General features: G+C 66.3%; 15 protein-coding genes and 1 tRNA gene. 7 read left to right on the top strand and 9 right to left on the bottom strand.

The features are described from left to right. Positions 1 to 178 precede the first annotated feature (178 nt). Positions 179 to 4,708, top strand: coding sequence for an ExeM/NucH family extracellular endonuclease (locus ACTAQI_RS20445; RefSeq protein ID WP_457948347.1), 4,530 nt, complete (start codon positions 179 to 181; stop codon positions 4,706 to 4,708). Between the two features lie 113 nt (positions 4,709 to 4,821). On the opposite strand, the gene ACTAQI_RS20440 is transcribed toward ACTAQI_RS20445, so the two are convergent. Next, complete coding sequence (locus ACTAQI_RS20440) at positions 4,822 to 6,759, bottom strand: FAD/NAD(P)-binding protein (RefSeq protein WP_457948345.1); 1,938 nt, start codon at positions 6,757 to 6,759, stop codon at positions 4,822 to 4,824. Positions 6,760 to 6,832: 73 nt separating this feature from the next. Here ACTAQI_RS20440 and ACTAQI_RS20435 point away from each other — a divergent pair, with 73 nt between their 5' ends. The 5 genes from ACTAQI_RS20435 (at position 6,833) to ACTAQI_RS20415 (ending at position 11,379) form a co-directional block, all read left to right on the top strand. After that, positions 6,833 to 9,076 carry a prolyl oligopeptidase family serine peptidase gene (locus ACTAQI_RS20435; protein ID WP_457948344.1) on the top strand — a complete coding sequence of 748 codons (2,244 nt, stop codon included), beginning with the start codon at positions 6,833 to 6,835 and terminating at the stop codon, positions 9,074 to 9,076. Next, positions 9,055 to 9,606, top strand: coding sequence for a GNAT family N-acetyltransferase (locus ACTAQI_RS20430; protein ID WP_457948342.1), 552 nt, complete (start codon positions 9,055 to 9,057; stop codon positions 9,604 to 9,606). Before ACTAQI_RS20435 ends, ACTAQI_RS20430 begins: the two co-directional genes overlap by 22 nt. Before the next feature lie 106 nt (positions 9,607 to 9,712). Then, positions 9,713 to 9,804: transfer RNA gene (locus tag ACTAQI_RS20425), tRNA-Ser, on the top strand. 84 nt (positions 9,805 to 9,888) lie between these two features. Further along, positions 9,889 to 11,019 carry a tyrosine-type recombinase/integrase gene (locus ACTAQI_RS20420; protein ID WP_457948340.1) on the top strand — a complete coding sequence of 377 codons (1,131 nt, stop codon included), beginning with the start codon at positions 9,889 to 9,891 and terminating at the stop codon, positions 11,017 to 11,019. Positions 11,020 to 11,046: 27 nt separating this feature from the next. Further along, positions 11,047 to 11,379: a hypothetical protein gene (locus ACTAQI_RS20415; protein WP_457948338.1), complete on the top strand. Its 333-nt coding sequence runs from the start codon at positions 11,047 to 11,049 to the stop codon at positions 11,377 to 11,379. Here the strand turns inward: ACTAQI_RS20415 and ACTAQI_RS20410 are convergent. The 3 genes from ACTAQI_RS20410 to ACTAQI_RS20400 form a co-directional block, all read right to left on the bottom strand. Next, on the bottom strand, positions 11,376 to 11,693 hold the full coding sequence (locus ACTAQI_RS20410) for a hypothetical protein (protein ID WP_457948336.1): 318 nt from the start codon (positions 11,691 to 11,693) through the stop codon (positions 11,376 to 11,378). The genes ACTAQI_RS20415 and ACTAQI_RS20410 overlap by 4 nt on opposite strands. Before the next feature lie 107 nt (positions 11,694 to 11,800). Continuing rightward, positions 11,801 to 12,151: a hypothetical protein gene (locus ACTAQI_RS20405; RefSeq protein WP_457948334.1), complete on the bottom strand. Its 351-nt coding sequence runs from the start codon at positions 12,149 to 12,151 to the stop codon at positions 11,801 to 11,803. 16 nt (positions 12,152 to 12,167) lie between these two features. Further along, positions 12,168 to 12,326, bottom strand: coding sequence for a hypothetical protein (locus tag ACTAQI_RS20400; protein WP_457948332.1), 159 nt, complete (start codon positions 12,324 to 12,326; stop codon positions 12,168 to 12,170). A gap of 143 nt (positions 12,327 to 12,469) precedes the next feature. On the opposite strand from ACTAQI_RS20400, the gene ACTAQI_RS20395 reads away from it, so the two are divergent. Further along, on the top strand, positions 12,470 to 13,789 hold the full coding sequence (locus ACTAQI_RS20395) for an O-antigen ligase family protein (RefSeq protein ID WP_457948330.1): 1,320 nt from the start codon (positions 12,470 to 12,472) through the stop codon (positions 13,787 to 13,789). On the opposite strand, the gene ACTAQI_RS20390 is transcribed toward ACTAQI_RS20395, so the two are convergent. The 5 genes from ACTAQI_RS20390 to ACTAQI_RS20370 all read right to left on the bottom strand — a co-directional run bounded on the left by ACTAQI_RS20390 (position 13,767) and on the right by ACTAQI_RS20370 (position 18,403). After that, on the bottom strand, positions 13,767 to 15,926 hold the full coding sequence (locus ACTAQI_RS20390; RefSeq protein ID WP_457948328.1) for a WD40/YVTN/BNR-like repeat-containing protein: 2,160 nt from the start codon (positions 15,924 to 15,926) through the stop codon (positions 13,767 to 13,769). The genes ACTAQI_RS20395 and ACTAQI_RS20390 overlap by 23 nt on opposite strands. A gap of 63 nt (positions 15,927 to 15,989) precedes the next feature. Next, the gene (locus ACTAQI_RS20385; RefSeq protein ID WP_457948326.1) at positions 15,990 to 16,361 is read right to left on the bottom strand and encodes a hypothetical protein; all 372 of its coding nucleotides are present in this window, start codon (positions 16,359 to 16,361) and stop codon (positions 15,990 to 15,992) included. Further along, positions 16,358 to 17,371, bottom strand: a complete 1,014-nt coding sequence (locus tag ACTAQI_RS20380) for a M23 family metallopeptidase (protein WP_457948324.1) — start codon at positions 17,369 to 17,371, stop codon at positions 16,358 to 16,360. The genes ACTAQI_RS20385 and ACTAQI_RS20380 overlap by 4 nt, the downstream gene beginning before the upstream one ends. Next, a complete protein-coding gene (locus ACTAQI_RS20375; protein WP_457948322.1) occupies positions 17,332 to 18,120 on the bottom strand; it encodes a hypothetical protein in 789 nt (262 codons plus the stop codon). The genes ACTAQI_RS20380 and ACTAQI_RS20375 overlap by 40 nt, the downstream gene beginning before the upstream one ends. Then, positions 18,113 to 18,403: a hypothetical protein gene (locus ACTAQI_RS20370; protein ID WP_457948320.1), complete on the bottom strand. Its 291-nt coding sequence runs from the start codon at positions 18,401 to 18,403 to the stop codon at positions 18,113 to 18,115. Before ACTAQI_RS20370 ends, ACTAQI_RS20375 begins: the two co-directional genes overlap by 8 nt. Positions 18,404 to 18,414: the final 11 nt, after the last annotated feature.

Genomic DNA, 18,414 nt, shown 5'->3' with positions numbered 1-18,414 from the left:
GCTGGGGAACGCCCTGCCGAATGCACGCTCCAGCCACCTTGCGTTCATTCCGTGCTGTTGTCATGTGCCTGGACAACCATTTGGCCAGGAGCACAAACCGGTCCCAGTCCGATCCGTACCGCATGAACGCACCCCACCGGGCCACCCACCCGGGACTCCTCAATGAAAGTAAGAGCGGATGCAACACACACCCTGGAAGTTAGCGCTGGGCACGGCGCTGTCCGCGGGGCTCATCGCAGCCCCGCTGGCAGCTGTCCCGGCGGCCGCGGAGGTCTCAGCCGCGGCCGGCACCTCCCCCGTTGTCATCAACGAGGCCTACCTGAGCGGCGGCAGCAGCGGCGCCGCGTACAAGAACAAATTCGTTGAGCTGTACAACACCTCGGACGCCCCCGTGTTGCTTGACGGCTGGTCCGTGCAGTACCGCTCCGCCACCGGCACTGCGGCGCCAAGCGGGGTAGCCGCCCTGGCGGGATCCATCCCTGCGAAGGGTTACTACCTGGTGCAGGGCGGAAGCAACGGCACCAACGGCGCCGACCTGCCCAAGCCTGACCTTGTAGCCGGCGCCCTCAACTTTGGCGGCAGCGGCGGAACCATCGTGCTCGCCAAGCAACCCACCGCCGTCGGACTTTCCACCGGCTCCGTCGTGGAGCCCGCAGGCGTGGCCGATCTCCTGGGCTACGGCACGTCCAACACCTTCGAGACCCAGGCCGCAGCGGCACCCGCCTCGAACACCGACGTGAAAAGCCTGAACCGGACGGCCGGCGCGGACAGCAACAGCAACGCCGCGGACTTCACGCTCACGCCTGCCATCACGCCGACGTCCGCCGGCGGCGCTGTTCCCACTCCGGATCCGACGCCGGCCCCCACCCCCGATCCCGTGGCCACGACCATCGCCGAAATCCAGGGAACGGGCACGGAAAGCCCCATGGCCGGGGCCACCGTCACCACCAAAGGCAAAGTCACCGCAGCCTTCCCCACGGGCGGGCTCAACGGCTACTACATCCAGACCCCCGGCACCGGCGGCGACCCGACGGCCACCAACCACGCCGCATCGGACGGCATCTTTGTCTACTCCCCCGCCACAGTGGGGTCGGTGCAGGCCGGCGACTACGTGCAGGTGACCGGAACCGTGGCCGAGTACTACGGGATGACCCAGCTCAACGTCACGGCGGCCGCGGGCCTTACCAAGCTCACCGACGCCGCGCCCGAGGTCAAGCCCACCGTCTTCACCCTCCCCGCCACGGACACCTTCCGCGAATCACTGGAAGGCATGCTGCTGGCACCCCAGGGCCCCATGACAGTGAGCGACAACTACAGCCTGAACCAGTACGGCGAGATCGGGCTGGCAGGCGGTACCACGCCCCTGGTGCAACCCACGGCAGTGGCACCGTATGGCTCGGCCGAGTACACCGCGACCGTTGCAGACAACGCTGCCCGGGGCATCAAGCTCGACGACGGCTCCAGCACCAACTTCCTCAAGGACGCAACCACCAAGGCCGAGGTTCTGCCGTACCTGACCACCACGGACCCCGTCCGGGTGGGCTCCCCGGCCACCTTCACCACCAACGTGGTGCTGGGCTACGCCAACAACTCCTGGAAGCTGCAGCCGCTGACCCACCTGACCGAGGGCAACAAGTCCACGGTCCAGCCGGCCAGCTTCGGAGCCACCCGCACGGAGGCTCCGGCGGCCGTGGGGGGCAACCTGAAAATCGCGTCGTTCAACGTGCTGAACTACTTCCCGACCACCGGCGACCAGATCGCCGGCTGCAAGTTCTACACCGACCGCGCAGGCAACCCCATCACCGTCAGCGGCGGTTGCAACGTCCGCGGCGCGGCCAATGCCGAAAACTTCAAGCGCCAGCAGGACAAGATCGTCGCCGCCATCAGCAAGTCCGGCGCCGACGTCGTCACCCTGATGGAGGTCGAAAACTCCGCGCAGTTCGGCAAGAACCGGGACGACGCCCTGGCCAAGCTCGTGGAGGCCTTCAACATCCCCACCCCGGGCATCTGGGACTACGTCCGCACTCCCGCGAACGCACCCCCGCTGGCTGACGAGGACATGATCCGCACCGCGTTCATTTTCAAGAAGGCGGCGGCCGAACCCGTGGGTGAGTCCATCATCCACAACGACACCGTGGCCTTCGCCAGTGCCCGCAAGCCGCTCGCACAGGTGTTCAAGCCCGTCGGCGCCCCCGATGAGAAGAAATTCATCGCGATCGCCAACCACTTCAAGTCCAAGGGCTCGGCAGCAACGCCGGACGACACGGACAAGGGCCAAGGCAATTCGAACCTCGCCCGCACCGCCCAGGCGCAGTCCCTGCTGGCGTTCTCTGACGAGCTGCAGAAGTCAAAGGGCACCGACAAAGTGTTCCTGATCGGCGATTTCAACTCGTACGGCAAGGAAGACCCGATCAACGTCCTCACCGGCGCGGGGTATGTCAACCAGGACGACAAAGCCAGGAACGCCGGCGGTACCGCCAAGCACTCCTACCTCTTCGGCGGCCTGGTGGGCTCGCTGGACCACATCCTCGCCTCCCCGGCGGCCAACGCTGTCGTCACCGGAGCGGACATCTGGAACATCAACTCGGTGGAGTCCGTGGCGCTGGAGTACAGCCGCTACAACAACAACGTCACCGACTACTACGTACCGGACCAGTTCCGCGCCAGCGACCACGATCCCGTGGTGGTAGGCCTGGACCTCCCGGTTACCCCTGCCACCGTTGACCTGAACCTCCTGAATATCAACGACTTCCACGGCAGGATCGACACCAACACGGTCCAGTTCGCCGGGACCATCGAGAAGCTCCGCGCCGCGGCCGCTCCGGGCGCCACGGCGTTCCTGTCCGCCGGTGACAACATTGGTGCATCCCTGTTCGCCTCCGCGGTTGCCAAGGACCAACCCACCATCGACGTGCTGAACGCCCTGGAGCTGAAGGCGTCTGCCGTGGGCAACCACGAGTTCGACGGCGGCTGGGCGGACCTGCGCGACCGCGTCATCGCGGGCGGTACGAACGCCACGTTCCCCTACCTGGGTGCCAACGTCTACAGGAAGGGCACTACCGAGCCGGTCCTTCCGGAGTACACGGTGGTGGACCTGAACGGGATCAAGGTTGCCGTGATCGGCACCGTCACCCAGGAGGTCCCCTCCCTGGTGACACCCGCCGGCATCGCCGATCTCGACTTCGGGGACCCGGTGGACGCCATCAACCGGGTGGCAGCAAAGATCACCGCGGACAAGCTCGCCGACGTGATCATCGTGGAGGATCACGACGGCGCCGGCTCGGGTGTGGTGGAAGGCGCCACACTGGAGCAGGAAGTGGCAGCCGGCGGGCCTTTCGCGAAACTGGTCACCGAAACGTCCCCCGAGGTGGACGCCATCTTCACCGGCCACACCCACAAGGAGTACGCCTGGGACGCGCCCGTCCCCGGCGCGGCGGGCAAGACCCGGCCGATCGTGCAGACCGGAAATTACGGCGAGAACGTGGGCCAAATCCAGCTGACCGTGGACACGGCAACCAAACAGGTGACCGCATACAAGGCCGGCAACGTCAAGCGCACCACGGACCCGGCGGCAGACCTGGTGGCTGCCTATCCGCGCGTGGCCGCCGTGGATGCCATCGTCAAGAAGGCCCTCGCGGACGCCGCCGTTGTGGGCAACCAGCCCGTCGGCTCGGTCACCAAGGACATCACCACGGCCTTCACCACTGACGCCACCGGCACCGCCAAGCGCGACGACCGCGGCAACGAATCCACCCTGGGCAACCTGGTGGCCGACTCCCTGCTCTCCTCCCTGCAGCCGGCTGAGCTCGGCGGCGCGGAGATCGGCGTCGTCAATCCCGGCGGCCTGCGCAACGAGCTGTACTACGCCCCGGACGGAACCATCACCTACGCCGAGGCCAACGCGGTCCTGCCGTTCGTGAACAACCTGTGGACCACGTCCCTCACAGGTGCGCAGTTCAAGACCCTGCTGGAACAGCAGTGGCAGACCAACCCGGACGGCACGGTTCCCAGCCGCGCCTACCTGCAGCTGGGCCTGTCACAGAACGTGAACTACACCTACGACGCAGCACGTGCCGCAGGCGACAGGATCACCTCGATACGGGTGAACGGCGAACTGCTGGACCCGGCCAAGTCGTACCGGGTGGGAACGTTCAGCTTCCTGGCAACCGGTGGCGACAACTTCCGGATCTTCACCGCGGGCACCAACACCCGCGATTCCGGGCTGGTGGACCGGGATGCCTGGATCGGGTACCTCCAGAGGAGCAGCCCGGTGTCCCCGGACTTTGCCCGGCGTTCGGTGGCTGTCACCAACACCACTGCCGCTGAGGTCAAGCCCGGTGAACCGGTCACCCTGGCCCTGTCGAAACTGGACCTGACGTCCCTGGGTAGCCCGGTGAACACAGCGCTGGTGGCGGCGTTCACGGACGCGGCCGGAAAGGTGACCCTGCTGGGCACCGTTCCGGTGACCTCCGGTGCGGCTTCCGTGAGCCTGGCAGTCCCCGCCGGAACCGCGGCGGGCGCGGGCACCTTGGTGCTCACCGCCGTCGAGTCCGGCACCGTGGTGAAGGTGGCCGTCATGGTCGGGGCGGACACCCCGTCCCAGCCGGTCTGCGTTCCGCCGGTCAAGCCCACCCGCCCGGCTGATGTCAGAGGCCAGGCGAACTACGGCCAGGCCATGGCCGCCTACCGCGCCTGCCTGCGCGGCTAAAGGAAAGACACTCGACGGCACTACCCCGCGGCCGCCGTGACAGCAGCGCCCGCTCGCCAAAGGTGAGCGGGCGCTGCTGTTCTACCGTCAAAGGTGAGCGGGGGTTTGGAAGATCAGCGGGACTTCGGCCAGCGCTGCAGGATGGCGACCGCGATCTCGTCGGCATCCCGGAGGCTGCGCTGGCCGCTGCGGTAGGCGGGTCCGCCGGGCTGGAGTGCTTCGGCGGCGATGGCGGTACCCCACTGGGTTGATGACAACTGCAGTCCCAGCACAAAGAGGCCCTCGGTCACGGACCCGTTGGCGGCAATCGGGCGGTACGGGTGGGGCTCCACGTCCAGGCCGGTGGACTCGACGGGAGCCCCTTCGGCGGTCATCATGAGCTTGGGCCGCACCAGTCCGTCGGCCAGGAGCTGCTCCAGGACCGGTGAATCGTTGGCCGATACCCGGTTGCCCGGGGCAAGGGCCTCCACCATGGTCCGCGCGGTGGCCGGCGGGCCGGCAACCCACGGCGAGGACGCGGTAAACAGCGCCGACTTCCGGTCCACACCGAATTTGGGATCCGGCCCAACAAAGCTGACCACTCCGGCCCTTGCCAGCGCGGCGAGCTGTTCGGCGCGCAGCGCCGGCGGACCGCTGGCCAGGCCCTCCACGAAGGACTCAAACCAGCCACGCAGCCCGGCGACCCACGATTCATCGGTGATGCCGCCGTCGGCCACTGCCGTTTTGAGGACGGCGCGTCCGTGGTGCAGCGCCCCGATGGCCATTTTGACGGGGTCGTCCTCGCCGAGCGCCGAACGGCGTGCATCGTCCAGCAGGAACTCCACCACCGCGGCGTCATGCTCACCGCGGGAGGCGAATGAGCGCCCCGCCAGGGGGGCGGCAAGCCCCGGCAGATCCAGGCGGTGCCGGGGACCCACGTGGACGGCCAGGACGCTCTCCACGCCGTCCTCCCATTTCGCGGCGCTGTGCGCGTGCGGCCGCAGGGCTTCCTCCAGTGCCGCGAGGAACGCCGCCGCATCGGGCACCGCGCCGGGCTGCGAGCGCACCAGCGTTGAGTAGTACGCCCACAGTGCGTCGCGGTGCAGCAGCGGCCACAGGTCGTGATCGAACGCCGGGCGGATTCCTGCCTTGGCCAGCCGCTCGATGGCGGCGTCGGTGAGGTAGCGGAGCGTGACGGAGGAGGCGTAGTAACCGTCCAGGGCCGCTTTTGCCCGGTACGGGGTTCCGCGCCGGGACGCCGCGATGATCAGGGGTTCCTGGCCGGAGGGTTCGTACTCAAGGCGGCTGCCGGTGGACATGAACTTTCCGCCGCGGCCTTCAGTGAGCTGGCCCATGGTGTCGAAGAAGTTCAGCCCCATGCCGCGGACCAGGACGGGCTCACCGGCAGGGATCCGGGACCACTCCACATCCGCGGGGACGGCGGGTGGAAAGTACTGCAGGCCCAGCTGCCCGGCGGCGGCCTGAAGCTCCCTCTGTTCCGGGTTTAGCCGGGAAGGGATGTGTCCCAGGGCCAGCACCACGGAGCCGGCCCGAATGGTTGCCCCGGCGGCCAGGCCGACGTCGAACATTCCGTCATCCACGGGGCGCACGGACAGTGCGGACGTTTGGTGGAATTCGATCGTCACGCCGTCGGGAGCCTTGGCCAGCAACTCCTCCAGGGTGCAGCGAAGGTAGCGGCCGTAGATGGCGCGGCTGGGGAAATCATCTGATCCCAGCACTGCCAGCTCCGCCCGTTCCTCTTCGGTGAGGGCCGGCAGCGGGTCCCGCCGCTGCCCCGCCCGCCACTGGTCGAAGGTGGTGCCGGCAACAGGCGCGGGAAGCGTGGTGTCCTCGGGTATCAGCGTGGGGTAGAAGGACTGCGTGTTCATGAGGAACAGCCGGGACTGGCTGGGCTGCCAGACATGCCCGGAGCCTGCAGGGTAGGGGTCCACGACGTCGATGTGCAGCCGGGCGGAGCCGCCGGCCGTGTGGGCGAGCAGCCGCTCCAGCACGCTGGTGCCACGGGGGCCGCCGCCGATGATGACGGCCCGGTTGCTCTGCGATAATTCCACGGCATCCAGCGTATCCGCTGTGCGCGGGCCGCTTGACTTGCCAGCGTTGGGGGATGTTGTTTGGATGGGGCGCATGACCACCACAGCAGCTGATCAAGCGTCCGTTCCCGGTCCCGGCCAGGACACCTCCGGCACCGCCTCCCGGGAAACCGCACCGGAACCCGTCGACGAGAATGTGTGGCTGGAGGACATTTACGGCGAGGAACAACTGGCCTGGGTCAAGGAGCAAAACTCCCGCACCGAGGACCTGCTGGAGGACGGCGGCTACGCGGAACTGGAAACAGGGATCCTGGAGGTTCTGGACTCCACGGACCGGATCGCCATGGTGGGCAAGCGCGGCGACTGGTACTACAACTTCTGGAAGGACGGGAAGAACCCCAAGGGCCTTTGGCGGCGCACCACCTGGGAGAGCTACCTCACCGATTCCCCCGAATGGGACGTCCTGCTGGACGTTGATGAGCTGTCCCGCGCCGAAGGCGAAGAGTGGGTGTTCCACGGCGCCACGTTCCTGCGCCCGACAGCCGGCGAGCCCTACCGGCTGGCGCTGCTTGCCCTCTCCCCCGACGGCGGCGACGCGAACCGCTACCGGGAGTTCGACGTCGAGGCACGCGGCTTTGTGGATCCAGCCCGGGGCGGGTTCGACCTGCCGACGGCGAAGGGCAACGTGTCCTGGCTGGATGCCGATACGCTGCTGGTTGCCTCCACCGCAGACGGCCTGCCCAAAACAGCATCCTCCTACGCGCGAACGGCAGTGTCCCTCAAGCGCGGCGATTCCCTGGCGGCTGCCCCGCGCCTGTTCGAGGTGCCGGAAGACCATATGATGGCCGTGGCTGCACACGACTCCACTCCCGGCTTTGAGCGCACCTTCGCCGTGGACTACATCGACTTCTTCAACCGCACCAACTTTGTGCTGCGGGATGGTGGCTGGACGCCGATCGATGTGCCCACGGATGTCAACGTCAGCGCCCACCGGGAATGGCTTCTCTTCCGCCCGCAGCAGGACTGGACTGTGGACGGCACCACCTACCCGTCCGGGGCCCTGCTTGCCGCCAATTTCGAGGACTATCTTGCCGGTGGCCGGCAGCTCACCGCGCTTTTTACTCCCGATGCCCACACCTCCCTGCAGTCCTGGAGCTGGACCCGGAACTTCCTGCTGCTCAACCTGCTCAAGGACGTCTCCTCCGAAATCCGGGTGCTGGACCCGTCCCGGCCCTCCGGCGGCCCGGACGGTGGCTGGACGGCCACCATCCTGGACGCCTGCCCGCCGCTGCATGACGTGAACGCCTACGCCGTGGATGACGAGGATGAGGCACCGGCCGACGGCGGCGCGGGGGACGACTTCTGGCTCATTGCCACCGGCTTCACCACCCCAACCACCCTGATGCGCGGGACCCTGGAGGCCGGCGGCGCCGGGACGTCCGGCGTGGTGAGCCGGCATTCGACAATCAAGGCCTCGCCGTCGTTCTTTGCCGATGGTGACTATGAGGTGGAGCAGCACTTCGCCGTGTCCGACGACGGCACCCGGGTTCCGTACTTCCAGGTAGCTCCGCGTGGCCTGGCATTGGACGGGCAGAACCCCACCCAGCTGTCCGGCTACGGCGGGTTTGAGGTTTCGCGGACGCCCGCATACAGCGGCACCGTAGGCAGGGCATGGCTGGAGCGGCGCACCACGCTCTCGGACGGAGGCGACGGGAAGGCCCCCCACTCGCGCGGCGGAGTGTACGTGGTGGCGAACATCCGCGGCGGCGGCGAATACGGCCCGGCCTGGCACCGGGCCGCGCTGAAGGAAAACCGGCACCGCGCCTACGAGGACTTCGCAGCCGTGGCCCGCGACCTCATCTCGCGCGGGGTCACCTCGCCGCGGCGGCTGGGCTGCGTGGGCGGTTCCAACGGCGGCCTCCTGGTGGGGAACATGCTCACCCGGTACCCGGAACTGTTCAGGGCCGTCTCCTGCGGGGTGCCCCTGCTGGACATGCGCCGCTACACCAAACTCTCCGCCGGGCACTCGTGGATTGCCGAGTACGGGGACCCGGACGTTCCCGAACAGTGGGAGTACATCAGGACCTTCTCGCCCTATCACCTGCTCAGGGACGCGGTGGAGTATCCCGAAACGTTCATCTGGACGGCAACCTCGGATGACCGCGTCGGCCCCGTCCAGGCGAGGAAGATGGCAGCCCGGATGCTGGCCATGGGCATCCCCAACGTGTGGTTCCACGAAGCCCTGGAAGGTGGCCACGCCGGCGCCTCCGACAACCGGCAGGCCGCTGCACTGCAGGCGCGCAGCCAGCACTTCCTGTGGAAAGCGCTGGCGGGCTGAGCGCCCTGACGCCTGGGCTGGCGGTCCGGAGGGCCGATGCCGGGGACGTTGAGCGGCTGGCCCAGGTGCACGTCCGCTGCTGGCAGGAGACCTACCGGGGCATGCTGTCCGACAGCTTCCTCGCTGCGGTGGACCCTACGGACCGGCTGCGGCTCTGGCGGCACCTGCTGGACCGCCCCGACCCCGCCGAGGCGTGGGTGGCGTGCGACCGCGGGACGGTGGTGGGGTTTGCAGGTTCCCGCCGGCTGCCTGCCCCCGGTTCCCCCGAAGGGCACCCGCCGCCGTCTTCCGGAGACCTGGAGCTGTGGGGGTTGTACCTGCTGGCCTCGCACCAGGGCCTTGGCCTGGGCGGCCGGCTGCTCGACGCAGCCATTGGCACCAATGCGGCGAGCCTCTGGGTGGCCGCCGGCAACAGTCGCGCCATCGGTTTCTACCGCCGCTTCGGCTTCAAACCTGACGGTGCCCGGGACGTCCTGCCGGAATGGGAGGACCTGCCGGAAATCAGGATGGTCCGCCCGGCGCAGCGCTGACCGCGAAACACCCGGACCCTGGCCGCCGGTGCAGGCGCTTTGGCGGGCACCGTTTTGCACTGCATGGCCGGATCTGCGTATCCTTGGTGGGCTAGTGATAGCAACTGGAGACGTGCCAGAGCGGCCGAATGGACTTCACTGCTAATGAAGGGTCGGGGTTAAACTCGACCGGGGGTTCAAATCCCCCCGTCTCCGCCAAAAAAGCCCCGGATTTCCGGGGCTTTTTTATTGTCTGTGCACAAAAGTATGGTTCACGTGTACAAACCAGAGGAGTTGCTATCCATGGCAAGCATCAAAGAACGCCCAGGCAAGAAGGGATCTTCCTTCCTCCTGCGGTGGCGGTATGAGGGCGTTCCGGACAACATGACCCTCCCCACGAGGGAGCAGGCCGAGATCTGGAAGGCCCTCCTGGAGGCCAATGGGCACTCCCTTGCTGCCGCCCAACGGGCCATGGACAACGCAGGCTTGGGCGGCCCCACCGTCGTCCAGCTCATCCACAAGCACATCAGCCTCCTCACCGACGTCGGACCGGACCAACTGGGCCGGTACAAGAAGTCCACCACCCACCACTTCGACGGCACGAGCCTCGGCCGGATGCCGGTGGCCGCTGTGACCCATGAAGACGTCGTCCTGTGGATCAAGGGCATGCTTGCGAAGCCCGGACGGAAGAAGGGCACCACCATGCGGGCGAAGACACTGGCAAACCACCACGGCCTCCTGTCCGCCGCGTTCAACACCGCCGAGCTCCTCGGCTATCGGGAAGGGAACCCCTGTGCTGGGATCCGGCTCCCGAAGGACTCCGAAGCCGGGGACCAGATGCGATTCCTCACCAAGGAGGAATACAACGCCCTGGACGCCGTCATGGACCCGTTCTTCCGGCCGTTCTTTGGGTTCCTCGTGGACACCGGCCTCCGTGTCGGGGAAGCGACGGCACTCTTCGCTGAGGACTTCGACCTGGACGGGCCCACCCCTACTGTGAGGGTGAACAAGGCGTGGAAGGAAGACGAGAACAGCCGCTACTACATCGGGCCGCCGAAGACGAAGCGGTCCCGCCGCACTGTCCCCCTCGCCGGCCAGACCGTAGACCTTGTGAGGGCCCGTGTGGAGGCTGCCGGGGATGACCTGGTCTTCCGGCTCAAGCGTGGCGGTCCGATCCGTTCGTCGTCCATTTACTGGCGTGCCTGGGAGCCTGCCTGGAAGAAGACCGGGGTGGATCCGGAGAAGTGGGCGCGGATCCATGACCTCCGGCACACGCATGCGTCGTGGATGATCGCCGGCGGCATGGATCTCTTCCAGTTGTCCCACCGGCTTGGGCACGAGTCCACCCGCACCACGGACACCCGGTACGCTCACCTCCTGCCGTCGTCGCAGAAGGCGGGCGCGGCCATCGCCACGTCGGCGCTGGCCCGATAGACTTTCGACCAACTGAGGGGGATTCACATGCAAGCAAACGCGCAGCAGAAGTTCGACATCGCCGTGCCGGGAACGGTGGACAGCGTCTACGAAGGCGTCCTGCAGGTCGTCAACGCCGGGCCCTACAAGAAGGTGGAGCCTTCGGAGTTCACCAAGATGGTGTCCTTCCGGACCGGTGCGTCGCTGATGACGTGGGGGCAACGGTGGCTGGTCCAGGTCGCCACCGGTGTGGATGGGCTGCCGCATGTCGTCGCTACCGTCACGCCTCGGAATGGCGCCCAGCAGCTGGACGCGGCCAGGATCGCAAAGCTCGCGGACGAGTTCTACCAGAAGGTCTCCGCGGCCGTGCAGGTCGCCTAACCGAACTGGACGTACCGTCCCTTCCACTCGCCTTCGGCGGGGCGTCGGACGTCGGCGGCTGGCACCCAGCACGTGCAGTGCGAGAACACATCATCCGTCCACACCAGACTCACCCACTCCTGGGTGTAGTGAGTGGCGTAGCCGTGGACCTCTATCGTCCCACCGGCCTTCAGGGGGACTTGCGCGATGATTTTGGGCTCTCCGCCGTAGACGAACCTGCGGACGCTCCCAGGGGCCAGCTCCGGCCGCGGGTCGGCATGCTCGTACTCGGCGCCGGCCTGCACGAACTTGGTCTGATCATCGAAGAGTCCCACCCATCCACTTAACCACCGAAAGCGCCCCACCTCCGAGGAGATGGGGCGCTTCTGTGTCTCGGGAAGGTAACGGCACTTAACCGGTCTGGCAGCGGTGGAAAGCGCCGCTACGGCTCCGGAATTGTGGCTGTGGCAGGATCGTCCACACCTTCCCCCAAGTGCGCCAGGACCGCCGTTGCGGCCTCGATGCGAGCGGTGAACTCGTCCTGCCGTGCGCGGTCGGCTTCCCACCCGGCGCGCTGCTGGCTGGTGGGCCAGCCGTGGGAGCGGCCGTACTTCTGGACGGTGGTGGTGGAGATGCCGGATGACGCTGCTACCTCGCGCACGGAGCCACCTGCTTTCAGCGCGTCGGCCACAGCTATCTCCAGCTGGTGCTGCGCTTCCTCCCGAAGGACGAGCGCAGCCTTGATGCACTGTACGTCTGGCTCCGGCACGATTCCCCTGGTCTGCGGCGTCATGGACGGAGACTATCGGTCAGAGCTGTGCCACTGCCTTGTACGGTTCCCAGTCGCCAACCGGCCGACGCCGAACCTCGAAGCCCTCAAGGGATGCCATGTGGTCAGCGGCGGCGGCGTCACAGTTGGTCCAATTGGTGCCCGGCCCGGCGTTGAACTCATACTCATATTCGGTCATTGCATGAGCATACTGCCGGAGCCGTACAACTGCCTGCCACGGCTCCGACAGTTAGTGAAGAAAACCGGTCTTACGTGACCCTTCGCGGGCTACGGGTAGCGGGTACTCTTGGGTGTCGGTCAAAACAAGGGGGGAAGTGTCCATTGGGGCGTTTTCTGGGGTTCATTGGTGCCATCGCTCTAGCCGTGCTTACCTACGGCGGGCAGGTCAAGACGCTGCCTGGCATGGGCTGGATACCGATTGACCTGACCCTGCTGACTGCGGCGGTTACCCTGGGTTGTTCGGCGCTCCTGCTGTTTGCCACGCGCCCAGGCCCCCGCATTTTCGTCGTACTCGGGCTGTGGTGGTTCTTCCTCTTCCCGATATTCCTTCTCACCCCGACACCTTACGGAACGCAGAAGGTCCTCACCCTCTTCACGTTCACACTCGTGTCTGCGATTGCCCCGTTCTTCGTCCTGCGGACGACGCAGCAGCGGCGGGTATTCCTGGGGGCGTTGGTCATACTCGCCGTCGTGGTCGGCATCATGTCCTACCAGGCAGGCGCGCTTGACTCGTTGACGGGATCGGCCTTCGCTGACATCAACCCGATTGGCATCTCCCGGCTCATGGCAACGGGCGCGGTGATCCTTCTCGTCTTGGCATTCGCTAAGGGCATCGGGACACTCCGGAGGCTTGTCATGTTCGCTGCTGCGAGCGGGCTGCTCATGATGATCTTCGCGTCCGGGCGGCGTGGCCCTGTCCTCGCCGTAGTTGTTGGCGTCGTTGTTGCCCTTGCTTTCGCGCCCGCCTTCCGTAAATACCGCGTGCGCGCCCTGGTCGCCGGGGTAACGGCCCTAGTATTCGCTGGCTGGTATTCCATTCAGGACGGGTCCGCCGGGGCCGAGCGCGTACTGTCGTTCCTCAATGGTGAACAGGACGCCTCCACCGCGGCCAGAAACCAGATATGGGACCACGCTTACTCACTGCTCTTGCAGTACCCTCAAGGCGTTGGCTGGGGTTCATTCCCGCGCTATGCGGACGTCAGCCAGTTCACTAACTCTGACGGCCGCATGTACCCCCACAACCTGTTCCTCGAAGGTTTGGTTGAGGGCGGCTGGCTTGTAGGTGCCGCGCTGCTGCTTTTCGTTGTCATCGCCGCCCGGAGGCTGCTGAAGAACGCGACAACGCCACAACTTGCAACGTTCCTAGGGCTGTTCGCCTTCGCCCTGACGAACGCTCTTGTCTCGGGGGATGTCAACGATCAGAAACTGATGTGGGTGACACTCGGGCTCGCCTTTGTCCTTCCGGTGTCCGATCCGGTTGAGCGTGTGCGCGTCCGCGCCCTGGCACCGAGTGTTGCGGCAGCGAAGGTAGCCGCCGAGCGGGCATCTAAGGCCAGGGGAGAATCCCTGTTGGGCCGCCCAGACGATATGTCCGAGCGGCCCAGCATGGAGTCCTCGCCTAGCGGCCGAACCCGTAGGTGACAGTTGCCGTGCAGCGGGCCGCTCCTACCGCGCTGAGGTAGATCTCGAACTCGATGTCATCCGCAGCCGTCATGTCGATGGAGATGATTGGGCCGCCGGCTTCCGCCCGGCGCTGCGCCCGCTCACTCGCTACCGCCGAGCTGAACAGCACGGTCCCGTCCGACTTCTTTTTGGCCCGGACCCGCACCATACTGACGTCCCCGCTTTGGCCGATGCAGCCCATCTCAAAGATGTGCAGCTTCTTAGCGAAGTAGGGGGCTTTGGTGTGCGCGAACACTTGGGTGTTGTTCGGTGAGGCAGCCAGATCCACCGCCCCGCTGTTGACCGTGGTGGGCAGGTAGGCGGTCGGTGAGTCCATCGGCCACGGCAGCGGCGTGGTGCCCTTAGCGAGCTGCACCTTCCATACCGCGTTCCGCCCGGCGGAGTGCGCTTGCAGGAACATCATGTCGCCGTGAATGCGCGACTGTCCCACAGGAGCAATAGCCGGAATGCCGCCCGCCGTGGAGGGGATCGCCAGTGCGCCTATCTCGTAGACCGTTTTGCCCTGGTCTTCAACCGAGTACAGGTGTGCTGCCCGGTCGATGCGGATGCTGGTGTTCTCCGGGGATGCCGAGAAGATCCAGCGGCTTCCGTCATCGGACGCTTTGATGGTGAACCATCCTGTTGAGTTGAGCCTGTAGACCCGTTCAACAATCGGGTTGGCCTTCCCAATCTCTGTGCGGGCCATCCGCATCAGGTACGGGTTGCCGCTGGAATCGCCGGTCCAGCAGAGGTAGTCGGCGAACGGGATGATGCCGATGGCGCGGGCCGCGTCGGGGATGCCTGGCACATCACGGTTCAGCAGCAGCGGTTCGACGCTGGTCCCGTCTGCGGTCACCCGGTACATGCCGGCGGCTGGGTCGGAGTCGCCGATCATGAAGATCATCCGGCCCATAACCGTGTCGTAGTCGATCGAGTGGACGTGCCGGACCTTGTTGGGGTCGGTGGAGGCGTAGCCGGGGAAGGTGTAGAAAACAGGCCAGGTCGCGCCGTCGTCCGTGGAGCGGTAGACAAGCAGGGTGGTCTTATCGTTGGCGATATCGTACTCGCCGTAGTAGACCGCACCACTGACCGGGTCCTGCGCCCAGGACTGCACACCCATCGCGTAGGTTGATGTGCGGGACGCCGGGGTTGTCGCGGTGTTGAACGGTGCCGTCCAGGTCGCGCCGTCGTCCGTGGAGCGCTGGATCGCTGCCGGGGTACCTGGGCGCATCATCAGCAACGTGCCGGAGGCGAGCTTCAGGAACGCGCCCGTATCCGCGATGCCGAATCCCTGGTAACCCTTGAAAGTCCAGGTGGCCCCGCCGTCTGTTGATTTGCGGACGCCCATGTCGTAGCCGATGGCGTAGAGCGTCTGCCCTGCGTTCTCAGTCCAGAGGATGCGGTAGTCGGCGTCGCGGTTCGGCCACGACTTTTCAACGGTGAGGACCGGGGCGCGGAGGACGGCCGGGAACGCGCCGCCCTGGATGTCCTTGACCTTGGCGACGGTCGTCGTGGACGCATTCCACTTGGTGGCGTCGTAGGTCGCTCCAGTGGTGAATGCGGCCTTCGCGGTGACGACATCTCCGGAAGGGTTCACCACAGGCTGGCCCGCAGCGTACGCCGTATTGGCCTTCCACTGCTGCGCATAAGTGGCAGAAAGTGCCGTAGCCGTCTTCGTTCCAGCGGTCTTGATCGCCTGCTCGATAGCGTCATCCGTGGGGAGTACGTTGGACCCGTCGAGGCCCTTGTCTCCCTTGTCGCCCTTGTCGCCCTTCGAGCCCTTGAAGTTCCCCGCCGCCGCCTGGGACTGGACAGCCTCGGCCGCCTGCCGGGCCGCCACCGCCTCATCCTTGATGCCCTCATAGGCGGTGAAGAAGTTCGAGAACCCGGCCCCGGCCCAGGCCACACGGTCCAAGGTGGCATGCATGAACGCCGGCCCGTAGCCGAACTGGTTCACGGTGATCGGGTTCGGCAGCGGGGAGCCCGTGGTGTCCGTGATGGCCAGCGGGGTTTTCGTTGCGTCCCCGGGCGCGTAGATCGTGATGGATGCGTTCGAGGCGAACGCTGCAGTGTTGGATGGGTCGCGGGCTTCGATGAAGTCAAAGGTGTACGCCATGTGGGGCCTCCAGGTGGGCATGAAAAAAGCGCCCAGGACAGGCGCTGAGTGGTTGGGTTGGGGTCAGGCTCGGTGGTCCGGGCCGTCCACGCGGTCAAGGGACTGGGACGCAACTCTGGCAGCTGCAGCGGACGTGGCAGAGGCTGGATTCACGGAGGCGACGGACGTGTAGGAGGGCGTCTTTGCGGAGCCGAGAACAGCGCGGGCCAACCACACTGGCAGCCGCGGCTGGAGCCACCGCCAGGTCGCGTACCAGGCACCGATCACAACGGCGGTAACGGCCGAGGTGACGGCAGTGGTGACCACGTCCGACTGGCTCAGCAGATAGTCCTGCAGCGGGGCGAGCACCGGCAGAAGCAGCACAGCCCACGTAATGAAGCTGCCCCAAAGCGACGGGATGACAGTGCGGAGGACCGCCGTGAGGAACTGGCTCACTTCTCCACCTCGTCCCGGGTGGCAACGAACTGCAGGTCGGAGGATCCGAGGGCGGCCTCGATGGACGTGGTGCCCTTGACCTCGTTGGTGCGCGGCTCCCGGTACGGGAAAGGTTGCTTCACCGTCGCCTGGGCGCTGGCCTCTGCCGTCAGGCGCTCCACGTCTACGCCGAACAGCCCCTCGGGGAGGATCTGAACTTCGCCGCCCTTGAAGATCGACATCTTGCCTTCTCGGGCCATGAGCTGCAGGTCGGCAAGGTGCTGCGGGTCGCGCACCTTGCTCTTGAGGAGTGCGTTGCCGATCCAGGTCTGATCAGGGGTGGCGGAGGCGGTGTCGCGGAAGATGGTAAGCATTTCGTCGTCCTCTTCTTGTGCTTGGGTGGTTGCTGCGTTGGTGATGGCGCCTTGCAGGACGATGCCTGTGGTGCCGAAGAGCGGGGTGGGGTCGATGCATCCGAAGATGATGCGCGGCCAGTCGGTGGAGTAGTTGACCGGATCCGCGACGGTGACCACGTGCAGGTGCGGGCCTACCTTCTCGGTGCGGGTCTTGGTGTCCCCGGACTTGCCAATGACCTGCCCCTCATCGACGTGCATGCCGACGCTGACGGCGTCGTTGCTGGACTGGTGGCCGTAGATGTCGAACTCATCCGCGCCGTCAGCCTTGATGACGGTGACGATGCCGGGGAAGGTCTTGTACATGCCCCAGCGGCGGAAGTACCCAGACTGGCTCCAGGAGTCGTCGCCGGGCAGGTCCTCGCCCCAGCCCGCGTAGACCACGGCGCCGGCGCGCATGGCCCGGATGGGTGTCCCGACAGGGCAGGCGATGTCCACGCCGGCGTGCCCGTAGGGCTGGTAGTCGCCGTAGAGCCACACAAGGTACTCGACCTCGCTGCCATCCGGGCGTCCGGTGACTCCACGGGTGGCGAGCCCGGCAAAGAGCTGACTGATGGGATATTTCGCGTCAACAGGCCTCATGGTGTTCCCCCAATAGGTGTAGGTGTTGTGCGGCATTGGCCGCCGTCCATGGTGGTGCCGTCTGTGTATGTGATGAGCCATCGCCCGTCGTTGCCGCAGTACGCGGATTGGATGCCGCGGCCGTCCCCGCCTTGTGGTCCGGTGGGTCCTTGGGGGCCGGCGGGACCAGGCGGTCCCGGCACGGTGGAGTCTGCGCCTGCCGGACCAGAGGGACCGGCAGGCCCGGTCTCGCCCTGCGCTCCGGTTAAGCCGGTCAGGCCTTGCGGCCCGGTAGCCCCAACAGGGCCAGGGGGTCCTGCGGTGCCGGTCAGCCCGAGTAGGCCCATGATTCCCTGGTCGCCTTTGTCGCCCTTGTCACCCTTCGCCCCGGCCGGTCCTGTTGCGCCGGCCGGGCCGGGGAAGCCTTGTTCACCGCGGGGCCCCTGCACACCCTGCACACCCTGGGGACCCGCCAGAGGAGCGCCAGGCTCAGAAGCCACCTGCTCCGCTTTTCGGCAAATGTTCGAGCCTGCGGGGGTTTGCTGGAAGTCCGCGGTCTTGCAGGCCGTGTCGAACTCCTCCGCCAGGTTCTGTTTCTCCTGCTGCTGCGTCTGCCCGTACACCGCATTGGCCGACGCCAGCCGGGCGTTTTCCATGGCGAGGGACAACATCCCGATGCCGAACAGAAGGGCGATGAGCGCGAGGCCCAGGATTAGAAGGTTCCGGCGACGGGCGGCCTTTTGCGACCGTTCCAGCGCAAGCTCCTGCTCCCGGAGAGGACCGTCGTACACTGAATCGCTACTCATCGTCCTTCTCCTCCGGGTCCTCAGGCCAGTCCGCAGGGTCCGGGCTGATGTGGTTTGCCAGCAACTGCCCACGCCACTTGTCCCCAGCGCGTGTCCGGCGGGAGTCCCGCCGTTCCCACCACCGCAGTTTCTTTTTGAGCTCTGCTACCATGTCTTTGAGCGTCTGGATCACGGCAGCCTCCCGGCTTTCACGCTTCTTGTCCGCCCGGTTGATGAGCCAGCCGATCCCGCCGCCGATGACGGTGAGGAAGCCGCCGAGCGGGACGAGCCATTGGAAATCCACACTTTTAGCCC

The organism is Pseudarthrobacter sp. alpha12b (genome assembly GCF_054130495.1).
This window is presented reverse-complemented; position numbering and strand designations above follow the sequence as displayed.